Raw genomic sequence first — 18,887 nt, forward strand, 5'->3', positions numbered from 1 at the left:
GGGGTTAGATAGAGGCGTTCTCACGAGCAAGGATGATCTTTCGATAAGGTCTATTCCGACCAATGCGCTAAACCGCCAAAGGTTGATATGACGCTATGACGAAACAACACAGAAGATGAGAATGCCTCCCAAACAAGCGGTCTGGGAGGCATTCAGAAAAAATTTAAATATTAAGTTTGAGGCGCATACCACCCTAAAGAAAGGGTTCAATCTGCACCTATACAATTCACGGTGGATTCCAGCCGCCGCCTAGAAGCAGAAAGCAACCTCAATATAGCCGGCGCCACGCTCACCCGGACCATTCGGAGCGTTCAACGCCCAACCCAGATCCGTCACACGCACCGTAGTATCCATGAACGTACCGCCGCCAGCACCACCACCAGCCAACTGCACCGAACCCACCGCGTAGCGGGCACGAGCCGCATCATTATTCCACTTCTGCGACACCACACGAGCCGAAACGCTCAACGCAGCACCCGAGCCGCCGCCACCATAACCGGCGCCACCGCCTCCAGAAACCACCGACTGGTAGCCGTTAAACAGCTCGCCAGCGTTCGACGGGCGGTTATCGGTACCCTCCGGGGTCTGATCCCACTGGTACGAATAGCTCGCCACACCATCGGCGCCCTTCGCACGGAAACCGCTCGCACCCGCCGCACCGGCAGTCGCAGTGCTCACCAGCTTCTGGGTGGAGGTGCTCGAAAAACCAATCACCGAACCATCGGTGGTCGGCGGGTTCAGCTTCTCGCCGCCAGCACCACCCACACCGCCGGCAGCGCCCGAACCCGGGTTCACCGTCAGAATCGGCTCGGACTGCGCCTCATACGAGGTGAAACCAACAAAACCGGGCGAACCGTCGCCGTCACCGGAACCCGCGCCGCCACCGGTGCTGAACTGGTGCTCGCCACCGGAGCTATCAAGCGAATAGTGCGCGGTCGGGCGCACAGCACCCGCATTCGCGGGGTTCGGCAGAACCGTCGCATACGACGCCAGAACGCCAGCACCGCCGCCACCACCGGCAACAATCATCGGCACGCCATCCACCTCAATAGCGGACGAACCACCGCCGGACGCCGAATACAGCACAGCGCTCATGCCGCCGCGACCGGTCACACCACCAGAAATGCGGGTCAAATCATTAATCGCAGAAACAACGTTCGCGGGAACCGGCGAAGAAGCCTTCGAGGAGCCGCCCACACCGTAGCCGTCGCCGCCCTCAGCGGGCTTCAGCTCACCATTACCGATACCGCCCGAACCGGCGGTCAGAGTAATAGTCTGGCCGCCGCGCACAGCCATCGAGCCCTCAACCATGGCGCCGGAACCGGCATCAGCCACAGTGTAGTTCGTGCCGCCAGCACCGCCCACAGCCACAAAACGCATACGCTTAGCACCCGGAGGAACCGTCAGCACGGCAACCTTCTTCACGCCGTCACCGGCAGTGACCATCGTCGAATCCTCGTAAGGTCCGGTGCACTCGCCTTCCTCATCAGAAGCCGCATACGCCGGAATCACCGACGACGCCACAACAACCGGGGCAGCCCACGCCGCACCAGCCACCAGGCGGCGGCGAGACAGACCAGGGCGAGAAGAAGGAGAAACGGGGCGCAAAGAATCGCCGGCAGAAGAGCTCACGATAAAAATCCTGTACGTTGAGTGGGTGTTTCTAAACGCAGACGCGACGGGCACTCAAAGAGCCTCATACTCCTTACGCGGAGCCTCATGCCCCTTACGCAGGCACCCGCCACACGCAATACCTCTATTATGCCTTCTCAACGGCCCAAATCCGTACAGGGCACCGGCATGTGCCACCATGAGAACATCCACCAGCAATAAGCAGACAGCAGGCACAAATAGCGGGCATAAAAAACCGCCGGATGGGGGCGCTCCCCCATCCGGCGGTTTTTCTATGAAATTTAGATTGAGCTAGGAGCTCTTCGTCGAAGACTCAGAAGGGTCAGAATCCTCGGCGGACTCTGCCTTCTTGGATGCCTTCTCCTCAGCGTCCTCTGCGGTCTTACCCTCGACGGGCTTCGGAGCGAACTCCGCAGGAGCCGGCTCAATACCCGCGGCAGCCTTCGCCGCCGCGCGACGACCAGCCACCACAAAACCAGCGGCACCCAGCAGAACCAGCAGCAGAGCCGTCCATACGTGAATACGAACGCCCCAGAGCATCTCCGAGGTATCGATGCGCAGGAACATCTCAATGAAAAGGCGACCCACGCCGTAGTAGAACACGTACAGCCACAGGGTCTGACCCAGCTTCAGCATGCCCTTCTTGCCCAGCCACAGCAGTAGTGCCACGCCCAGCAGGTTCCACAGCGACTCGTACAGGAACGTCGGATGGAACAGCGTACCCGCCGGATACTGCGAGGGGAAATTACCGCTCGAAGTGCTAATCTCCAGGCCCCACGGCAGAGTCGTCGGCTTGCCGAACAGCTCCTGGTTGAACCAGTTACCCCAGCGGCCAAAGGCCTGGGCCAGCAGAATACCGGGCGCTACCGCATCCGCGAATGCCGGGAAATTCATGCCGTAACGGCGGCAACCATACCAGGCACCCAACGCACCAACCGACACGGCACCCATAATGCCGATGCCGCCCTCCCAAATCTTCAGGAAAGCCCACGGATCAGCAACATTCGGACCGAAATAGCTACCCGGGTCGGTAATCAGCACGTGGTAGGCGCGGGCACCAACAATACCCGCCGGAATAGCCCACATCGCCACGTCAAACACGCGCTCAGGGGTACCACCCGCAGCCTTCCAACGGCGAGAACCCAACCACAAGCACACCGCCATACCCGCCAGAATACACAGGGCATAGAAATGCACACGGAACGGGCCCAGCTGCAGGTACGAAACGCTCGGAGAGGGAATCGAACCCAGCGGAATCGAAGCCAGCACGTTAGCTACCGGCACACTCGCCAGCGACAGCACATCAGACATTAGCCTTCACGCCCCGCCAGCTCACGGGTCAGCTTAGCCACCGCCTCAACACCGCCAGAAGCCAAAGCCTTCACCAGCGCGGTACCGACAATCACGCCGTCCGCATACTCGCCGATCTCCTCAACGTGGGCACGAGTCGAAACACCCAGACCCACGCACGCACGAGGCGCACCGGCAGCCTTAATGTCCGCAACCAGGGTGCGAGCCGCCTCCGACACGGAGGTGCGGGCACCGGTCACGCCCATCACGGACACGGCGTACACGAAGCCGCTCGACGCCTTCGCAATGGTCGCCAGGCGCTCCGGCGAAGAAGACAGAGCGGCAAGGAAAATACGATCCAGACCGTACTCGTTCGACGCCTCAAACCATGCCGATGCCTCATCGGGAACCAGGTCCGGGGTAATCATGCCCGCGCCGCCGGCAGCCGCCAGGTCGCGCGCAAAGTTCTTTACGCCGTACGCCAGAACCGGGTTCCAGTACGTCATCACGACGACCACCGCGTCGGTAGCCTCGGTAATGCGGCGAACCGCCTCAAACAGCTGAGACAGCTTGAAACCGTTCTCCAGCGCCACGCCGGTCGCCTTCTGAATCACCGGGCCATCCATGACCGGATCAGAATAGGGCACGCCCAGCTCGATAATGTCCGCGCCGTTATTGCCCAGAGCAATCGCCGCATCAATCGACTCATCCAGGGACGGGAAGCCCACCGGCAGGTAGCCAATCAGCGCCGCACGACCCTGCTTCTCACACTCAGCCAGACGAGTCGCCAGGGGCGAATCGGGGTTAGCAGTCGGGAAAGTGCCATCCAGCACCTCAAACGGTGCCGCCTGAGAAATAGCGTCCTGGTAGCTCATTACTTAGCCTCACTTTCAGCCTGTGCGTTCTCTGCAGCAGCGGATGCGGCCGCTTCCTTATTACCGGTCATCAGGGTCGAAGACGGAATCGCCTTACCCAGGCCGAACCACTTCAGCGCGGTCTCCATGTCCTTATCGCCACGACCCGACAGGCACACAATCATGGTCTTCTCGCGTGCCGCCTCCGGATCCTCAGCTGCCCAACGCTGGCACACGCGCAACGCGCCCGCCAGAGCATGCGAGGACTCAATCGCCGGGATAATACCCTCGGTGCGGCAGAGCAGGCTCAGCGCATCCATCGCCTCGGTATCGGTCACCGGCTCGTAGGTCACGCGACCAATATCGGACAGGTAGGAGTGCTCCGGACCCACGCCGGGGTAATCCAGACCAGCCGAAATCGAGTGGGACTCAATGGTCTGGCCGTCCTCATCCTGCATCAGGTAGGTCATCGCGCCGTGCAGCATGCCCGGGCGGCCCAGAGTAATGGTTGCCGCGTGACGGCCAGTCTCCACGCCGTCGCCGCCAGCCTCAAAACCGTAAATCTCAACCGAAGAATCGTCCAAGAACGCGTGGAACAGACCAATCGCATTCGAACCGCCACCCACGCAGGCAGCAATACCATCGGGCAAGCGGCCAGTCTCAGCCAGAATCTGCTCGCGCGCCTCCGCGCCGATAGCGTCGTGGAAGAAACGCACCATCGCCGGGAACGGGTGCGCACCAGCCGCAGTACCCAGCAGGTAGTGGGTGTTCTCAACGTTCGCAACCCAGTCGCGCAGCGCCTCGTTAATGGCGTCCTTCAGGGTGCGGGAACCGTTCTGAACCGCAATCACCTTCGCGCCCAGCAGCTGCATACGAGCCACGTTCAGTGACTGACGCTCAGTGTCTTCCTCACCCATGTAGACCACGCACTCCATGCCGAACAGGGCTGCAGCGGTCGCAGTCGCAACGCCGTGCTGACCCGCACCGGTCTCCGCAATCAGACGGGTCTTACCCATGCGCTTAGCCAGCAGAGCCTGACCCAGCACGTTATTAATCTTGTGGCTACCGGTGTGGTTCAGGTCCTCACGCTTGAGGAACACACGCGCACCAGCATGCTCAGAGAACTTCGGAACCTCAGTCAACAGCGACGGACGGTTCGAATACTCAGCAGACAGACGCTGGAACTCGGCAATGAACTCGGGGTCGTTCTTCGCCTCGTTGAAGGTCGCCTCCAGCTCATCCATGGCGGCAATCAGCGACTCGGGCATCCACCGCCCGCCGTACTCACCAAAATAGGGGCCGGGGGCATTCTTCAACGACTCGCCGTTGAGGAAAGCTTCTGCCAGGTTCTCGCTCATCACTATTCCTTCCCTGGATGGTTGCCGCCGGACGCGCGCCGCGGGTAGGGCGGGGCATCAGGCCTGATCACAACGAAACACCACGCCAACCGCGAATAGGGCGGGGCGGCGTTCGCACATATCCCCCTATAGTACCCGGGTGCGGGCAGTGAACAATACCTTGAGGTGCACATGACCATTCCTAGGACATGTGACGTTCGCCGGGATGCGGGCGCTCGCGGGTGTGGGTGGTTCGCATGGGAAGGTTTAAACGCTGGGAAGAAGCGGCGAGGCAGGGGCGCTCGGCTGGGTCTGGCCGGGTCGGGCAGGGTCTGGCAAGCGCGGCGGGCTACAGCAGCTCGCGCAACTCCTCCATCTGCTGAGAAAGCACCGTCGACACACCACCGCGCATCGACACCCCGTACAGGGTCTCCGCAATCTGCATCGTGCGCTTCTGATGCGTCACCACAATCAGCTGCGAACGCTCCCCCAACTCACCAATCACCTGCAGCAGGCGCGAGAGGTTGCGGTCATCCAGCGCCGCCTCAACCTCATCCAGGGCGTAGAACGGCGACGGGCGAGACATATAAATCGCAATCAACAGCGCCAGCGAAGCAAGCGAACGCTCACCGCCAGATAGCAACGACAGGCGCTTAACCTTCTTACCTGCCGGGCGCGCGTGAATCTCCACACCCGAATTCAGCGGATCGGACGGATCGTCCAGCTCCAGGTGGCCCTCGCCTCCCGGGAACAGGGTCTCAAAGATGCGGCGGTAGTGGGTGTTAATGTCCTCCATCGCGGCGGTGAACACCTCCGCAATGTGGCTGCTGACCTCGTCCATGACCGTGTTCAGGTCGCGGCGGGTCGCCTTCAAATCCTCAATCTGCTGGTTCAGGTAGGCGTGGCGTTCGGACAGCGCCTCGTACTCCTCCAGCGCCAGGGGGTTAATGGCGCCCAGCGCCTCCAGTTCGGCGCGGGTTGCCTTGAGGCGAGCGCGCACGCTCTCGGTGGAAGCTTCGGTAGTCTCTGATGCCGTTTCGGTAGCGTCGTTTTCGGAAGCCTCCTCAGCGGGCACATCAACCGGCAGCTGCTCGGAGTACTCCTCCTCCAGCTGCTCCAGGGTCAAACCGGTCATCAGGCGGGCACGCTCAGCCAGCGCCTGCACGCGCTCCTGCACACGTGCCGCCTCCGTCTGGGTGCGCGCCAGCAGGGTCAGCGCCGCCGCGTGCGCTGCCTGCAAATCCTGCGCCTCCTCGTTCGTGCTGGTCAGACCCTCCTGGGCGTTCTTCAGGGCGCCGTTCAGCTCGTGCAGCTGCTGCTCACGCTCGCCCACCTGCTCGGCAAGCACCTCACTCAGACGCTGGGCGCGGCGCTCAATTGTCGCAGCGGGAGCCTGCTCCCCCGTGCCCGCCAGGTAGGAATCCTCGCGGGTGCGCGCCAACTCGTAGGCGGTACGCGCCTGTGCCACGGATTCCTCCGCGGCGGTGAGGCGCTCATTCAGGCGGGCGCGCTCATTCTGAATATTCTGTGCGGATGCTTCCAGGGACTCTGCCTGGGCGCGGGCGCGGGCATGCTCGGCGCTCGCCACGCCCGCCGCCTTCGCAGCCTCGCGTTCTGCTTCAACCGCTGCCTCTGCCGCGGTCTGAGCCTTCTGAACGGTCTGCTCGGCTTCGTCTAGTTCGGCGCGGGTGCGGGTCACGACCTGGGATGCGGCGCGGTATGCGGCGGCAAGTTCCAGGGGGCTGGCACCCTCAGCCGGGTAGAGCAGGCTGTAGCGGGTGTGCTCGGTGCCCGCGGGGTCAAAAATACGCCAGATAGTGCACTGACCTGCGCGGGTATTCTCTGCGAGCAGGTGCAGGGCGTGCTCTGCGGATGCGGCATCCGGCGCGAACAGCACGCCCGCCAGGCGCTCGCTCAGCGCCGCAGTGACGCGCGCCAGGGCGTGCTCGTCAATGCCGGCGAGCGCGGCGGCGTCCTCGCTGAGCGGTTCAATGATTTCGGTTGCGGGGCGGATACCCAGCTCGCGCAGTTCGGTGGCGCAGGACTCGGGCAGTTCTACTGAAAATTCCTTCGCGGCAGATTCACCGGCATCACCACGCATGTCGCCGTGCATGTCACCACGCAGCTGCGACACTTCGGCACCCTCAACCGGCGCGCTCAACGCCGCGGTCGCCAGCGAGGTCAGCGCCGCAGACGCCGCACGGGCATACTCGGGGTCAATCTGCACGGCATCCAGCACGCGCAGCAGGCTCGCGCCCCCACTCGAAGAATCCAGGAGCTCGCCGGTCTCGGGGTCGAACACCGCCTCGGCAGATTCAGCACCGGGCTCGGCGGGCGCCTCACCCAGGCTCTGACCCAGCGCCTCACGCAGGGTTGCGGCACGCTCAGCCGCTGCCGCGTAGGCGCGGGTCGCCTCCACCGCCGCGGCGCGGGCGGCATCCAGCCGAGCCTGCGCGCGGGCACGAGACTGCGCCGCCTCACCCGAGGCGCGCTCAGTCTGAGCCACCTCGCCTGCCGCCTTCTCAACATTCTTCAGCGCCGCATCGTAGCGCTCCTCAAAGCTGGCGTAGCTTTCCACCGCGCGCTCTGCCTCTTCGCGGCGCTCCTCCAGCAGTTCCAGGGCGCGTTCGTATCCGGCGCGGGCGGCGGCGGTCGCCTCGGTCAGTTCCACACGGTAGGTGCGCACGCGCTCGGCGGCGATGGACTGCACGGTGCGCACGCGCGCGGCAGACTCGCGCAGGGTCGACACAGCCTTCTGGCAGGCGGTGACCTCGGCGTTCAGGCGGTTCTGCTCCTGCTGATGCTTCGCGGACGCGGCACGTGCCGCCTCCAGCTGTTCTTTCAGGGTTTCGGCGCGGCGGGTACCCTCTGCCTCGGAGGCGAGCGCCTGCGCCTGCTCAGCCTGCAGAACACCCAGCTGACGGGCCAAAAGTACCGCCTCCAGCTGGCGGATGCGTGCCTGCAGCTGGCGTGCAGTCGCGGCGGATTCTGCCTGCTCGCTCAGCGGCTGCAGCTGCGAATCCAGCTCGGCAACCAGGTCGCTCAGGCGGGTAACGTTCGATGCCACAGACTCCAGCTTGCGGCTGGTCTTCTCCTGGCGGCGGCGGTACTTGACCACGCCCGCCGCCTGCTCGATCATGTCGCGGCGCTGCTGCGCGGTGGCGTGCAGGACCGCATCCAGCTGACCCTGGCCGACAAGCACGTGCATCTGCTGACCCAGACCCGCCTCCGAGAGCAGGTCCTGAATGTCGGCAAGGCGCGCCGGGGAGCCGTTAATCTCGTACTCGCTGCCACCGGAGCGGAACATGGTGCGCGAAATCTGCACCCGATCAGCGGGAATGCTGAGGGTGCCGTCAGAATTATCGAAAGTCAGGGTGACTTTGGCGCGGCCCAGGGGTGCACGCTGGGCGCCGTCGCCCGAACCCGCTTCGCCGGAGCCCGCGAAGATAACGTCCTTCATGCTGCCGCCGCGCAGGCTCTTAGCGCCCTGCTCGCCCATAACCCAGGCGAGCGCATCCAGCACATTGGACTTGCCGGAGCCGTTGGGGCCGACCACCGCATTAATGCCGGGGGTGAACTCAAAAGTGGTGGCGGAGGCGAAAGACTTGAACCCGCGCAGGGTCAGCGACATCAGGTGCACAAGGGGCCTTTCTGCAGAAGAACTGGTGTGTGCCGGGCACGTTCTGTGGTGCGTGGCGGCATCCCTCTAGTGTACGCGGTGCGGCAGGCGAGCGGCGTGAACGTGCACGGGGTGAAGGGGGTTCAAAGTTCCTCATTGTGCATCATCTTACGCGCGGGGTGAACGGGCGCGTTCATATTGGGTCTACGGATACGGGTTCGCCCGGTCGGTGCGGTAGATTGGAATGAGCATCACGAATTCTGCGGGGCCGCTGTTCGCATCCCCGCGTTTTTCTATGTATCCCACTGACTTCTATTTTCAAGGGCCACACCATTGATGAATGCATCCGCCGATAAGGTCGGCACGAACTCTGACATTCGCCACGCTAATGCAGCTCTGCTGTCTATTACCCATGAGCTACCTCCGGAGGTCGTCACGAGCGACTACTTCGATGAGCAGCTGGCCCAAACCTATAAGCGTCTGCGCATGCCGAAGGGCCTGCTGGAGCGTCTAGCCGGTATTAGCACCCGCCGCGGTTGGGCTGAGGGCCAGACCTTCGAGGACGGCGTGGTTGCCGCAGCCGAGAAGGCTATTGAGCAGGCGGGTATTGACCGCTCCCAGATTGGTCTGCTGATTAACGCTTCGGTGACTCGCGATAACTTTGAGCCCGCCGTTTCGGTGGGTGTGCACGACCGCCTGGACCTGCCGCGTCACGCCCTGAACTTCGATATTACGAACGCCTGCCTGGGCTTCGTGAACGCGATGACCGTCGCCTCCACCATGATTGATGCGGGCGCTATCGACTACGCCCTCATCGTCGCCGGTGAGGACCCCTCCCCCTGGCACCGTACCGCGGTGCGCATCCTGAACAACCCCGATTCGACCCGCGAGGATGTGCTGGCTCAGTTCGCGACCCTGACCCTCGGTTCGGGTGCGGCGGCGGCTGTGATTGGCCGTGCTGACCGCCACCCGGAGGGTCACCGCATCGTCGGTTCGGTGTCCCGCGCGGGCACTGAGCACCGTAACCTGTGCATCGGTGGCGAGGCGGATCAGGGCATGAACACTGACGCCGAGGGCCTGCTCAAGCACGGCCTGGAGCTGGTGGCGCAGGCGTGGGAGCAGGCGCATCAGGACGGCTGGGAGTGGAACGACATGACCTCCTACGTGACCCATCAGATTTCTAACGCCCACACGAACGCCATTATTGAGGCGGTCGGTATTGAGCGTGAGCGCATCCCCTTGACCTTCCCGAAGTGGGGCAATGTGGCTGCGGCGGCTCTGCCGATGACTCTCGCCGAGTGCGCGCCGACCTACACGGAGGGCGACCGTATTCTGTGCATGGGTGTGGGTTCTGGCCTGAACACTGCCCTGCTTGAGATTCAGTGGTAACCCGGTAGCCAGCAACCTTTAGCCGGTAACCCGTTAGCTTTTGCGGTAGACATTCACCGATTCGATCCGGAAGGATTCCCAGCATGCGCCATTTGAACTTCCCTAAGGCTCAGCCCCCGTATAACCCGGAGGAATGGGCGGGCGTGAACCCGCGCTACTCCCACCTTCTGGAGGTGCCCACCACCGCCCCCATTGAGCAGCGGGCGCAGCAGGCTGGCGCGCGCCGCTGGCACTACCTGGATAACCTTCCGGTGCTGGTCGAGCAGGGTTTGGAGCCGATTGGCACGATCCTGTGCGTGCACGGTAACCCGACCTGGTCGTACCTGTGGCGTACCGTGCTGGATGCGGGCGTGAATGAGCGCGCCCCGTGGCGTGTGGTTGCGGTTGATCAGATTGATATGGGTTATTCGGAGCGCACCCACCTGGATTTGGAGGGTGAGCGCCGCTCCCTGACCGACCGTATTGCTGACCTGGGTGATTTCACGAAGGCACTCGGTCTGGATGAGACCGATAAGCCGGTCGTGACCCTCGCTCACGACTGGGGTGGGCTGGTGTCCTTCGGTTGGGCGCTGGAGCATCGCGAGATTCTTTCGGGCGTGATGCTGACGAACACCGCGGTCTACCATGACGGCATTGAGAATATCCCTGCCGCCCTGCGCCTGGCGTTGGGAGTGCACGAGTGGGGTACTCACGATTCGACCGCATTTATTGATGTGACCTTGGGTTTGGCTCAGAATGAGGGTCGCCTGCCTGCGCCGGGTTCTGCCGGTGCCGGGGCGCTTGATGGTGCCCTGCCGCAGCCGGTGGGCAAGCAGCCTAAGCGCCTGTACCCGAGCCCTCTGAACGAGGCGATTTACCGTACGTACCGTGCGCCGTACACTCATTCGGCGTGGCGTGAGGGTGTGCGTAATTTTGTGGGTGATATTCCGACCGGTACTGATATCCCCTCCTACGCTCCGATGCAGCGTATTGCCGAGCAGATTCGTGACCTGGATGTGCCCGCGTTCTTCCAGTGGGGCACGAAGGACCCGGTGTTCCAGCGCCGCTACCTGTTCGACCTGATGGAGCGCATGCCGCAGGCGAAGGTGCACCGCTACGAGAAGGCCTCGCACCTGGTCATTGAGGATTACGATATTGCCTCCCCCATGATTTCGTGGCTTGCGCAGACTTTCGGCACGCTGGAGGATGGCGCTCTGGTGCCCCCGCACAACGTTGAGGCGGAGCATCGTGCCGCCCGCGCACGCCGCCACGGTCTGACTACCGGCGAGGGCACTGCCGCTGAGGGTGCTGTTCCCGCGGCGTTCCGCCCCATGCTCGCAGCCCTCACCGAACGCGCCGACGACGCCTCCACCGCCGTGGTGGACATGGATCCCAAGGGTGACGGCACCTCCGTTTCTGTGACCCTGACCTGGGCTGAGCTGAACCAGCAGGTCAACGCCGCCGCGACCCGCCTGCACGCCCTGGGTGTGCGTCCGGGCGACCGCGTGAACCTGATGGTGCCTCCGGGTGCCCGCCTGACCACCCTGATTTACGCCTGCATGAAGCTGGGCGCTGTCATTGTGGTGGCTGATACCGGCCTGGGTATTCCGGGGCTAACTCGCGCGTTGAAGGGCGCTAACCCGAGCTTCCTGGTGGGTATTCCCGCCGCGCTCAGTGCCGCCCGTACCCTGCTGTGGCCGGGCGTGCGTATTTCTGTGGAGCCGCTGGGTTCGGTGCAGGAGAAGCTGTTGGGCGTTGCCGGTTCGGTGTTTACCGCGCCCGCCGCTGACGGTACTCCGGGCGCGCCGGTGCCCACCCCGACCGTGGTGGAGTTCCCCTCCCCCGTGCCGGATGCTGATGCGGCGGTGCTGTACACCTCCGGTTCGACCGGCCCGGCTAAGGGTGTGGTGTACACGCAGCGTCAGCTGGCGGGTATGCGCGATGCCATTGCGAATACGTACGGTTTTGCGCCCGGTAGCGGCCTGGTGGCTGGCTTCGCGCCGTTTGCGCTGTTGGGCCCGGCGCTGGGTGCTACCAGCGTGACCCCGACGATGGATGTGACCCGCCCGAAGACTCTGACGGCTTCTGCCTTGGCATCGGCTGCGGCGGCTATTGATGCGTCGGTCGTGTTTGCTTCCCCCGCCGCCCTGGTGAATGTGGTGGCGACCGCCGATGAGCTGAACGCTGAGCAGCGTGCGGCGTTGGCTAAGGTTCAGACCGTGCTGAGTGCTGGCGCGCCGATTCCCGTGCCGCTGCTGGAGGCCCTCTCCGCCCTGGTGCCGAACGCCTCCCTGCACACCCCGTACGGTATGACCGAGGGTCTGCCGGTGACCGATGTGTCTTTCGAGATGATTCGCCAGGCGATTGCTGAGGGCACCCCGAATGCTGCCGGTGAGGTGCTTGACCCGTTCGCCCGTGACGGCGTGTGCGTTGGTTTCGCGGTGTACGGTGCGGCGGTGGCTATTGCGCCGCTGCTGCAGGACGGTTCGGTCGCGGATGAGCTAACCCATGAGCCGGGTGTGACCGGTGAGATTCTGGTGTCGGCGCCGCATGTGAAGGACCGCTACGACACCCTGTGGGTGACTGAGGAGCAGTCCATTAGCACTCCGGGTTGGCATCATACCGGTGACGTCGGCCACTTGGATGCTTCGGGTCGCCTGTGGGTTGAGGGTCGCCTCGCGCACGTGCTGCTGACTTCGCAGGGCGTGCTGACCCCGGTTGCGGCTGAGCAGTCCGCCGAGTCGCTGCCCGAGGTGCGCCGCGCCGCCCTGGTCGCTGTGGGTCCTGCAGGTACTGCCGCCCCGGTGCTGGTCATTGAAGCGTCCGCGAATACTGCCGCTTTGGAGGCGCGCCAGTCGGCGTCGGGCCTCAAGCGTGCCCTGCTCGATCGCGTGCCCGGCGCTCGCCGCTTCCCCATTGCGGAGGGTGTGGCGCCCTTCGAGCTGTCGCAGCTAGTGCGTCAGAAGGTTGCCGAGGATACCGGCGTGGAGCTTGCCGCGGTGCTGGTGGTGCACGAGCATCCTACCGATATTCGCCACAATTCGAAGATTGACCGCCCCGCCCTGGGTGAGTGGGCGTCGAAGGTCCTTGCGGGGGCGTAAGCGCCTGCCGGATCCCTAAGTCTAAGGAGTATGATGTCCCCTCATTCTTCGCGTGAGTCTGCACCCCGTTTGTCTGCGTCCCGTGAGTCTGTACCCCGCCTGTCGACCTCGCATGCGGTGACTTCCCCGACGGCTCGGTTCCGCAAGCCGGCGCAGCCGCTGGCGGCACGCTACACCGACCCCGCCCCGCGTTCGTTGCGCCCGATTGAGGAGCCCGATTTCGCGCCGCGCACTGGCGAGCGCATCCTCTTTACCGGTGCGAGCGGCCTGCTGGGTCGTGAGAGCGTGCTGGCGTTGCTGCGTGCCGGCTACGATGTGCGCGTTTTTCAGCGTGGCGATTCGGGTATTGCGGCTCTGCTGCCCGATTCGGTGCGCCCGCGTTTTGAGCAGGTGCGCGGCGATATTACGAATGCGCAGGCTGTGGATCTGGCGATGACCGGCGTGAACGGCGTGGTGCATGCCGCGGCGAAGGTTTCGGTCAGCGGCGAGTGGACTGATTATGAGCGCATCAACATTGAGGGTACCCGCACCCTGTTGCAGGCGGCGCTGAACCATTCGGTGGGTTCGTTCCTGTACATTTCGTCGCCGTCGGTGGCTCATGCCGGCGCGGCGATTGTGGGTGACGGTGCCGGCGTGGCGTCCCCGGAGCATGCGCGCGGTAACTACGCTCGTTCGAAGGCTGCCGCTGAGCTCCTGGCGCTGGAGGCAAACGGCACCACCCTGCCCGGTGGCGGGATGTTGCGCGTGGGTGCGTTGCGTCCTCACCTGATGTGGGGTCCGGGCGATACCCAGCTGGTCGAGCGTATTCTGGAGCGTTCCGCCGCGGGCCGTCTGCCGCTGCTCTCTGGCGGTACGGGCCTGATTGACACGCTCTACATTGATAACGCCGCGGATGCCGTGGTACGCGGCTATCAGCGCCTCGACGCTTTTGCGGGCAAGGCGCTGGTGGTGACGAACGGTCAGCCGCGCACTATCGCCGAGCTGCTCGGTGGTTTCTGTGAGGCGGTGGGCGTTCCCGCCCCGCGTTTCTCGGTTCCGGCGAAGGTTGCGGCTCTGGCGGGTAAGGTCATTGAGCGCGTCTGGGAGCGTCTGCCGAAGAACGTGACCGCCGGTGACGAGCCGCCCATGACGGAGTTCCTTGCGGAGCAGCTCTCGACCGCGCACTGGTTTGATCAGCGCCGCACCCGTGAACTGCTGCAGTGGGAGCCCTCCGTGTCGATTGAGGAAGGCTACGAGCGCCTGGGCCTGTTCTACGGGGACAGGTACAGCCGCTAGGTGCAGGCGATAGGTACAGCCGCCAGTTGCTTCTTGTTAGGGTGGTTTTCGGGTTGACTCCCCGGCCCCCGGTTTATACAACTGAGGTTTATACAAATGACGGCGTAGCTACATCCCCCGTACGGGAGGAACGTAGCTACGCCGTCATTCGCATATCTAGCGTGAGCTTGTGCCTGTCGTAAGCCTTTACCTGTCGTAAGCTTCTACCTAGCGTGAGCCTTTATCTAGCGAGAACGCGGCGCCCGCTGGCAGTGCGGGCAACGGTAGGACGAGCGGTTCTGGAAGGGCTCACGCACTATCAGGGAGGTGCGACCCGCCTCCGCGCAACGGTGGCAGGGCTCCCCGGCACGCCCGTAGGCGTTCAGCGAGCGCTCAAAGTAGCCCGACTCCCCCAGCACGTTCACGTACAGGGCGTCGAAGCTTGTGCCGCCAGCCGCCAGGGACTCGCGCAGCACCTGGGTGACAGCCTCCAGCAGTTCGCGGGTTTGCGCGGCGCTGAGGGTGCGTGCGGGCTTCGCGTAGTGCAACCGCGCACGCCACAGCGCCTCGTCGGCGTAGATATTGCCCACCCCGGAGATGACCGACTGGTCCAGCAGCACCTTCTTAATGCCGCTGGAGGTGCGCAGGAACTTACGGCGCACCGCCGCGGGGTCGAAGAACTCGTCCAGCGGGTCGCGGGCAATGTGTTTGACCGCCTCGGGCACAAGAAAACGCTCAGGTACTTCGCTCTGCCCCAATTCACCGGGCGCTACTTCATTCGCTGCAACCGCAGCGGGTACGTCCGGTACCAGCGGGCTGAGGAACATACCGCCGAAGATGCGCTGGTCCACGAAGAGCAGACGCTGCCCAGCGCTTGCCCGGTTGGTGCTCGCCGCGCTACCGGTAGCTCCAGCCGGTCCTAGCTCGAGCGCCACGCGCAGGTGCCGCGGCTGCTCATCAAACGCCGCACGAGCCCCCAACTCATTACCCGAGTCGCCGCCCGAGTTGCTGTCCGATTTGCCGCCCGGCTCATCGCGCACGAGCAGCTGACCGCTCATGCCCAGATGCACCACGAGCGCCTCGTCGGCAAGCGTGCCATCCGACTCGCTCAGGGTCAGCCACAGGTATTTGCCGCGGCGGTATGCACCGCGCAACGTCCTGCCGGTGAGTGCCGCCTCAAAGTGGGCGGGACCGGGCAGGTGCCTGCGCAGCGAACGGGCATCGACCACGCGCACCGCCTGCACGGGCCGACCCAACGAATGGTCGGCTAGACCTGCGCGAACGGTTTCCACCTCGGGCAGTTCGGGCATGGGTTCTCTCCCTTCAACGGCCCGCGGGTAATGCGGCGGGCCTACACCAGAACGCGGTACGCCTGCTCAGCGGCAAGGCGCTCCGCCTCCTTCTTGCTCGGACCCACACCGGTACCGGCCTGCTGGTTCGCCACAATAGCGACCGCAGTGTACACGCGCGCGTGGTCGGGGCCCTCGCCGGTGACCTCGTAGCGCACGTCTCCCCAGCCGCGGGCGGTGGCGAGGTTCAGCAGCTCGGTTTTCCAGTCGCGTCCAGAGTTCAGGACCTTCTCGTCGTCGAGCAGCGGCGCAATCAGGCGCAGCACCAGGTCACGAGCCGCCTCGCGACCGCACTCCAGGTAGGTCAGGCCAAAAATCGCTTCCATGGTGTCGGCAAGGATCGAGTCCTTATCGGCGCCGCCGGTGTGAATCTCGCCCTTACCGAGCAGGATGTACCTACCCAGATCCAGGTCGCGTGCCACCTTCGCCAACGCCACAGTCGACACCACCACGTGGTGCAGCTTCACGAGCTCACCCTCGGGCAGGTCAGGGTAGCGTCGGTACACTTCTTCAGCGATCGCCAGGGAAAGCACCGAATCGCCCAGGAACTCCAGGCGCTCATTATGCTCCACTCCGGGATTCTCGAAGGCGTAGGAGCGGTGGGTTAGGGATAGCAAAAACGTCTCGGCGTCGATATCGACTCCGAGACGTTTACGCAACTCCCTAGTATCAACACTAGGAAATTCAGTCATAAGGATTCACCGCTTCTTAGGCGTCTGCAACCTTACGGCCCTTGTACTCCAGGAACAGGGCGTTGCCTGCAGCGTCGGTTACAACCTTTGCCTGGTGGGGCAGGCTGTAGGTCACGCGACCGTTTTCAACGGTCTTAACCAGCTGGGGCACGGATGCCTTCCACTGGGAACGGCGTGCGCGGGTGTTAGCGCGGGACATCTTGCGCTTGGGAACAGCCACAGCTATCTCACAATCTCTAGTAACAACAATTTAGTTTTCGGTATCTGCACCGAGCAGGCCCTGCAGGGCCGACCAGCGCGGATCCAACACCTCGTGATGATGCCCGGGGTCATCCTCCAGGCGCGCACCGCAATCGGCGCACAGACCCTGGCAGGTGTCCCTACAAACAGGCTGGAACGGCAGTTGAAGGATTACTGCGTCCCGCAGAGCCGGTTCAAGGTCGATGGAATCATCCTCAACGGCGTACTGCTCATCTACTTCGTCTTCGGGGCCGCCAGCCGGGGCCTTCTCAAAGACGAAAAGCTCTTGAATATTGGCCGACATCTCGTAATCAATCGGATCCAAGCAGAGGCTACACTCGCCGTGTACATCCACAACGACGGAGCCGGTAACTAGGATACCATCAACAACAGACTCCATACGAATATCGAGGTCAATATCCGAACCCTCTTCCACGCCGATGAGCGTGTTACCCAGGTCTGCCGGTGCGGGCAGGACCTCAGCGAGAGTTTCCATGGTGCCGGGGCGGTGAATCAGGTTAGTAACCGATACCACCAGCGGCGATGCGTCTGCACGTGAAATGGCGTTTCTCCTTACGAAATGTATAAACCAAAGTCCCATTTTAGGGGTCATTCGCACCGTTAATCAAGATTAAGCGCCTTTTAAATCTCTTTAAGTGGCGCTCACCTCTTAAATATCCCCTTAAGGAGGCGCCGCGCGGCTTTTAATCGGACGGTCGGGGGTACTGCAGAGATAGTTAAGCACCCGGTTGGCGGTGCGAGTTATTCTGCCGGGGCCCTGCCGGTGGGCATGTCGGGCGTGTCGGATGGGTGCGCACAAGGTGGTGTGCGCCTGGGTTGATGAGGCGTTTTCCTAGGCGCTTTTCTAGGGGTTTTTCAGCGCGCGGGCGACCGACTCCGGCACGAAGGGGGTCACGTCACCACCCAGCGACGCCACCTCACGAATAATCGTGGACGACACCGCACCGTAGCGGTCCTCACCCGCCAAGAACACCGTCTCAACCTGCGCCAGGTGGCGGTTCATGCTCGCCATCGGAGCCTCATAACTGTAGTCCGTCGCCGAACGCAGACCCTTCACCAGCACCTTCGCGCCACGCTCCGCCGCGTACTCGGCAAGCAGCACGCCCGGCGGAATCGGCTCCACGCTCACGCCCTCAATGCCGAGCTCCTGCAGAGACTCACGCACCAGCTGCACACGCTCCTCCAGGGAGAAACGGTACTTCTTGGAGCTATTGTGCGCCACGCCCACGATCACCTCGTCAAAGAGCTGAGCGGCGCGGGCAATGATTTCCAGGTGGCCGTGGTGCACGGGGTCAAAAGATCCGGGGCAGAGGGCAATCATGGCGGTCCCTTCACGAAATAAATATCAGACGTTGGAATGAGTAGATGCGGGCGAATTTAGGATGCGGATTAGTGGCATGCGGACGAGCGCAGGATGCGGGCGGAAAGGTCAGGCGGCAATTTTAGGCGGCGAGCTCTTCAGCATCCTCGCCAGACTCGTCGCCCGCCTGCTCCTCCACCTCGTCAGGTTCCACATAGTAGAGAACCGTCTCGCCGTGCTGACGGGTCGAAAAACAGTACAGGCCCTCGCCCCACACCGGCTCCGCATCGCGCGAAGAACGCTCCACCACGACCACGGCACCCTCGGCGAGCTTGGGGGTGAGCGCCTCCAGCAGCTCACTGACCTGCTCATTCGGCATGGCGTAGGGCGGGTCAACAAACACCAGGTCCCACGGACCGGAAGCGGACTTCACGTAGGTTAGCGCCTGAGACTGCTGTACGCGCGCCGCAGAACCGGTAGCGCCAGAAGAACCGGTGCGGCCCATCGCCTTCTCCACCGCGGCAACGTTCTTGCGGATCACCGCAACAGCCTTCGGGTATGTGTCCAGCAGAGTCACGGAGGCGGCACCGCGCGAGAGCGCCTCGCAACCCAGCGCACCCGAGCCGCCGAAAGCGTCCAGCACGCGGGCGCCACGAATAATGTCGTAGCTCTCTAGCTTCGAGAAGAGGGATTCCTTCACCCGGTCGGTGGTGGGGCGAGTATTATCCCCCGGAACCGAGGCAAGGCGAACGCCTCCGGCGGCACCGGAAATAATACGGCTCATAGGTCTCTCCTCTTAACTAGTGTGGTGTGTTGACGTCACGGTTTCA

Annotated in this window: 14 protein-coding genes; 3 read left to right on the forward strand and 11 right to left on the reverse strand. The window is 63.4% G+C overall.

What is annotated here, in order from left to right:
• Positions 1 to 249: 249 nt before the first annotated feature.
• The 5 genes from AB8C10_RS05635 to AB8C10_RS05655 form a co-directional block, all read right to left on the reverse strand.
• Complete coding sequence (locus AB8C10_RS05635) at positions 250 to 1,632, reverse strand: phosphoenolpyruvate synthase (protein WP_368867118.1); 1,383 nt, start codon at positions 1,630 to 1,632, stop codon at positions 250 to 252.
• A 291-nt stretch (positions 1,633 to 1,923) separates the two neighbouring features.
• Positions 1,924 to 2,943 carry a prolipoprotein diacylglyceryl transferase gene (gene lgt, locus AB8C10_RS05640; RefSeq protein WP_368867119.1) on the reverse strand — a complete coding sequence of 340 codons (1,020 nt, stop codon included), beginning with the start codon at positions 2,941 to 2,943 and terminating at the stop codon, positions 1,924 to 1,926.
• Complete coding sequence (trpA, locus tag AB8C10_RS05645) at positions 2,943 to 3,797, reverse strand: tryptophan synthase subunit alpha (RefSeq protein ID WP_368867120.1); 855 nt, start codon at positions 3,795 to 3,797, stop codon at positions 2,943 to 2,945. Before trpA ends, lgt begins: the two co-directional genes overlap by 1 nt.
• A complete protein-coding gene (trpB, locus tag AB8C10_RS05650) occupies positions 3,797 to 5,134 on the reverse strand; it encodes a tryptophan synthase subunit beta (RefSeq protein ID WP_294642021.1) in 1,338 nt (445 codons plus the stop codon). The genes trpA and trpB overlap by 1 nt, the downstream gene beginning before the upstream one ends.
• A 328-nt stretch (positions 5,135 to 5,462) precedes the next feature.
• Positions 5,463 to 8,744 (reverse strand): chromosome segregation SMC family protein, encoded by a 3,282-nt coding sequence (locus tag AB8C10_RS05655; protein WP_368867129.1) that lies wholly within the window; start codon positions 8,742 to 8,744, stop codon positions 5,463 to 5,465.
• 324 nt (positions 8,745 to 9,068) lie between these two features.
• On the opposite strand from AB8C10_RS05655, the gene AB8C10_RS05660 reads away from it, so the two are divergent.
• From AB8C10_RS05660 to AB8C10_RS05670, 3 genes are all read left to right on the forward strand, one after another.
• On the forward strand, positions 9,069 to 10,121 hold the full coding sequence (locus AB8C10_RS05660; RefSeq protein WP_284513752.1) for a 3-oxoacyl-ACP synthase III: 1,053 nt from the start codon (positions 9,069 to 9,071) through the stop codon (positions 10,119 to 10,121).
• Between the two features lie 83 nt (positions 10,122 to 10,204).
• Positions 10,205 to 13,201 carry an alpha/beta fold hydrolase gene (locus AB8C10_RS05665; RefSeq protein WP_368867121.1) on the forward strand — a complete coding sequence of 999 codons (2,997 nt, stop codon included), beginning with the start codon at positions 10,205 to 10,207 and terminating at the stop codon, positions 13,199 to 13,201.
• A gap of 33 nt (positions 13,202 to 13,234) precedes the next feature.
• Entirely contained in the window at positions 13,235 to 14,476 is a 1,242-nt protein-coding gene (locus AB8C10_RS05670; protein WP_368867130.1) for an NAD-dependent epimerase/dehydratase family protein, read from the forward strand.
• A 224-nt stretch (positions 14,477 to 14,700) separates the two neighbouring features.
• Here the strand turns inward: AB8C10_RS05670 and mutM are convergent, their stop codons facing one another.
• The 6 genes from mutM to rsmD all read right to left on the reverse strand — a co-directional run bounded on the left by mutM (position 14,701) and on the right by rsmD (position 18,841).
• The gene (gene mutM / locus AB8C10_RS05675) at positions 14,701 to 15,765 is read right to left on the reverse strand and encodes a bifunctional DNA-formamidopyrimidine glycosylase/DNA-(apurinic or apyrimidinic site) lyase (RefSeq protein WP_368867122.1); all 1,065 of its coding nucleotides are present in this window, start codon (positions 15,763 to 15,765) and stop codon (positions 14,701 to 14,703) included.
• Positions 15,766 to 15,806: 41 nt separating this feature from the next.
• Complete coding sequence (gene rnc, locus AB8C10_RS05680; protein ID WP_012903342.1) at positions 15,807 to 16,496, reverse strand: ribonuclease III; 690 nt, start codon at positions 16,494 to 16,496, stop codon at positions 15,807 to 15,809.
• Positions 16,497 to 16,512: 16 nt separating this feature from the next.
• The gene (rpmF, locus tag AB8C10_RS05685) at positions 16,513 to 16,716 is read right to left on the reverse strand and encodes a 50S ribosomal protein L32 (RefSeq protein ID WP_005505656.1); all 204 of its coding nucleotides are present in this window, start codon (positions 16,714 to 16,716) and stop codon (positions 16,513 to 16,515) included.
• A 30-nt stretch (positions 16,717 to 16,746) separates the two neighbouring features.
• Complete coding sequence (locus AB8C10_RS05690) at positions 16,747 to 17,355, reverse strand: YceD family protein (protein ID WP_049337938.1); 609 nt, start codon at positions 17,353 to 17,355, stop codon at positions 16,747 to 16,749.
• Positions 17,356 to 17,601: 246 nt separating this feature from the next.
• Entirely contained in the window at positions 17,602 to 18,078 is a 477-nt protein-coding gene (gene coaD, locus AB8C10_RS05695; protein ID WP_368867123.1) for a pantetheine-phosphate adenylyltransferase, read from the reverse strand.
• Between the two features lie 121 nt (positions 18,079 to 18,199).
• A complete protein-coding gene (gene rsmD / locus AB8C10_RS05700) occupies positions 18,200 to 18,841 on the reverse strand; it encodes a 16S rRNA (guanine(966)-N(2))-methyltransferase RsmD (protein ID WP_070688450.1) in 642 nt (213 codons plus the stop codon).
• Positions 18,842 to 18,887: the final 46 nt, after the last annotated feature.

Origin of the sequence: Rothia mucilaginosa, from assembly GCF_964210535.1 — a bacterium.
Taxonomy (GTDB): Bacteria; Actinomycetota; Actinomycetes; order Actinomycetales; family Micrococcaceae; genus Rothia; species Rothia mucilaginosa_F.

Coding starts and splice junctions, on each gene's coding strand:
- lgt (WP_368867119.1), bottom strand. CDS start 2,943: ATGTCTGATGTGCTGTCGCTGGCGAGTGTGCCGGTAGCTAACGTGCTG.
- trpA (WP_368867120.1), bottom strand. CDS start 3,797: ATGAGCTACCAGGACGCTATTTCTCAGGCGGCACCGTTTGAGGTGCTG.
- trpB (WP_294642021.1), bottom strand. CDS start 5,134: ATGAGCGAGAACCTGGCAGAAGCTTTCCTCAACGGCGAGTCGTTGAAG.
- AB8C10_RS05655 (WP_368867129.1), bottom strand. CDS start 8,744: ATGTCGCTGACCCTGCGCGGGTTCAAGTCTTTCGCCTCCGCCACCACT.
- AB8C10_RS05660 (WP_284513752.1), top strand. CDS start 9,069: ATGAATGCATCCGCCGATAAGGTCGGCACGAACTCTGACATTCGCCAC.
- AB8C10_RS05665 (WP_368867121.1), top strand. CDS start 10,205: ATGCGCCATTTGAACTTCCCTAAGGCTCAGCCCCCGTATAACCCGGAG.
- AB8C10_RS05670 (WP_368867130.1), top strand. CDS start 13,235: ATGTCCCCTCATTCTTCGCGTGAGTCTGCACCCCGTTTGTCTGCGTCC.
- mutM (WP_368867122.1), bottom strand. CDS start 15,765: ATGCCCGAACTGCCCGAGGTGGAAACCGTTCGCGCAGGTCTAGCCGAC.
- rnc (WP_012903342.1), bottom strand. CDS start 16,496: ATGACTGAATTTCCTAGTGTTGATACTAGGGAGTTGCGTAAACGTCTC.
- coaD (WP_368867123.1), bottom strand. CDS start 18,078: ATGATTGCCCTCTGCCCCGGATCTTTTGACCCCGTGCACCACGGCCAC.
- rsmD (WP_070688450.1), bottom strand. CDS start 18,841: ATGAGCCGTATTATTTCCGGTGCCGCCGGAGGCGTTCGCCTTGCCTCG.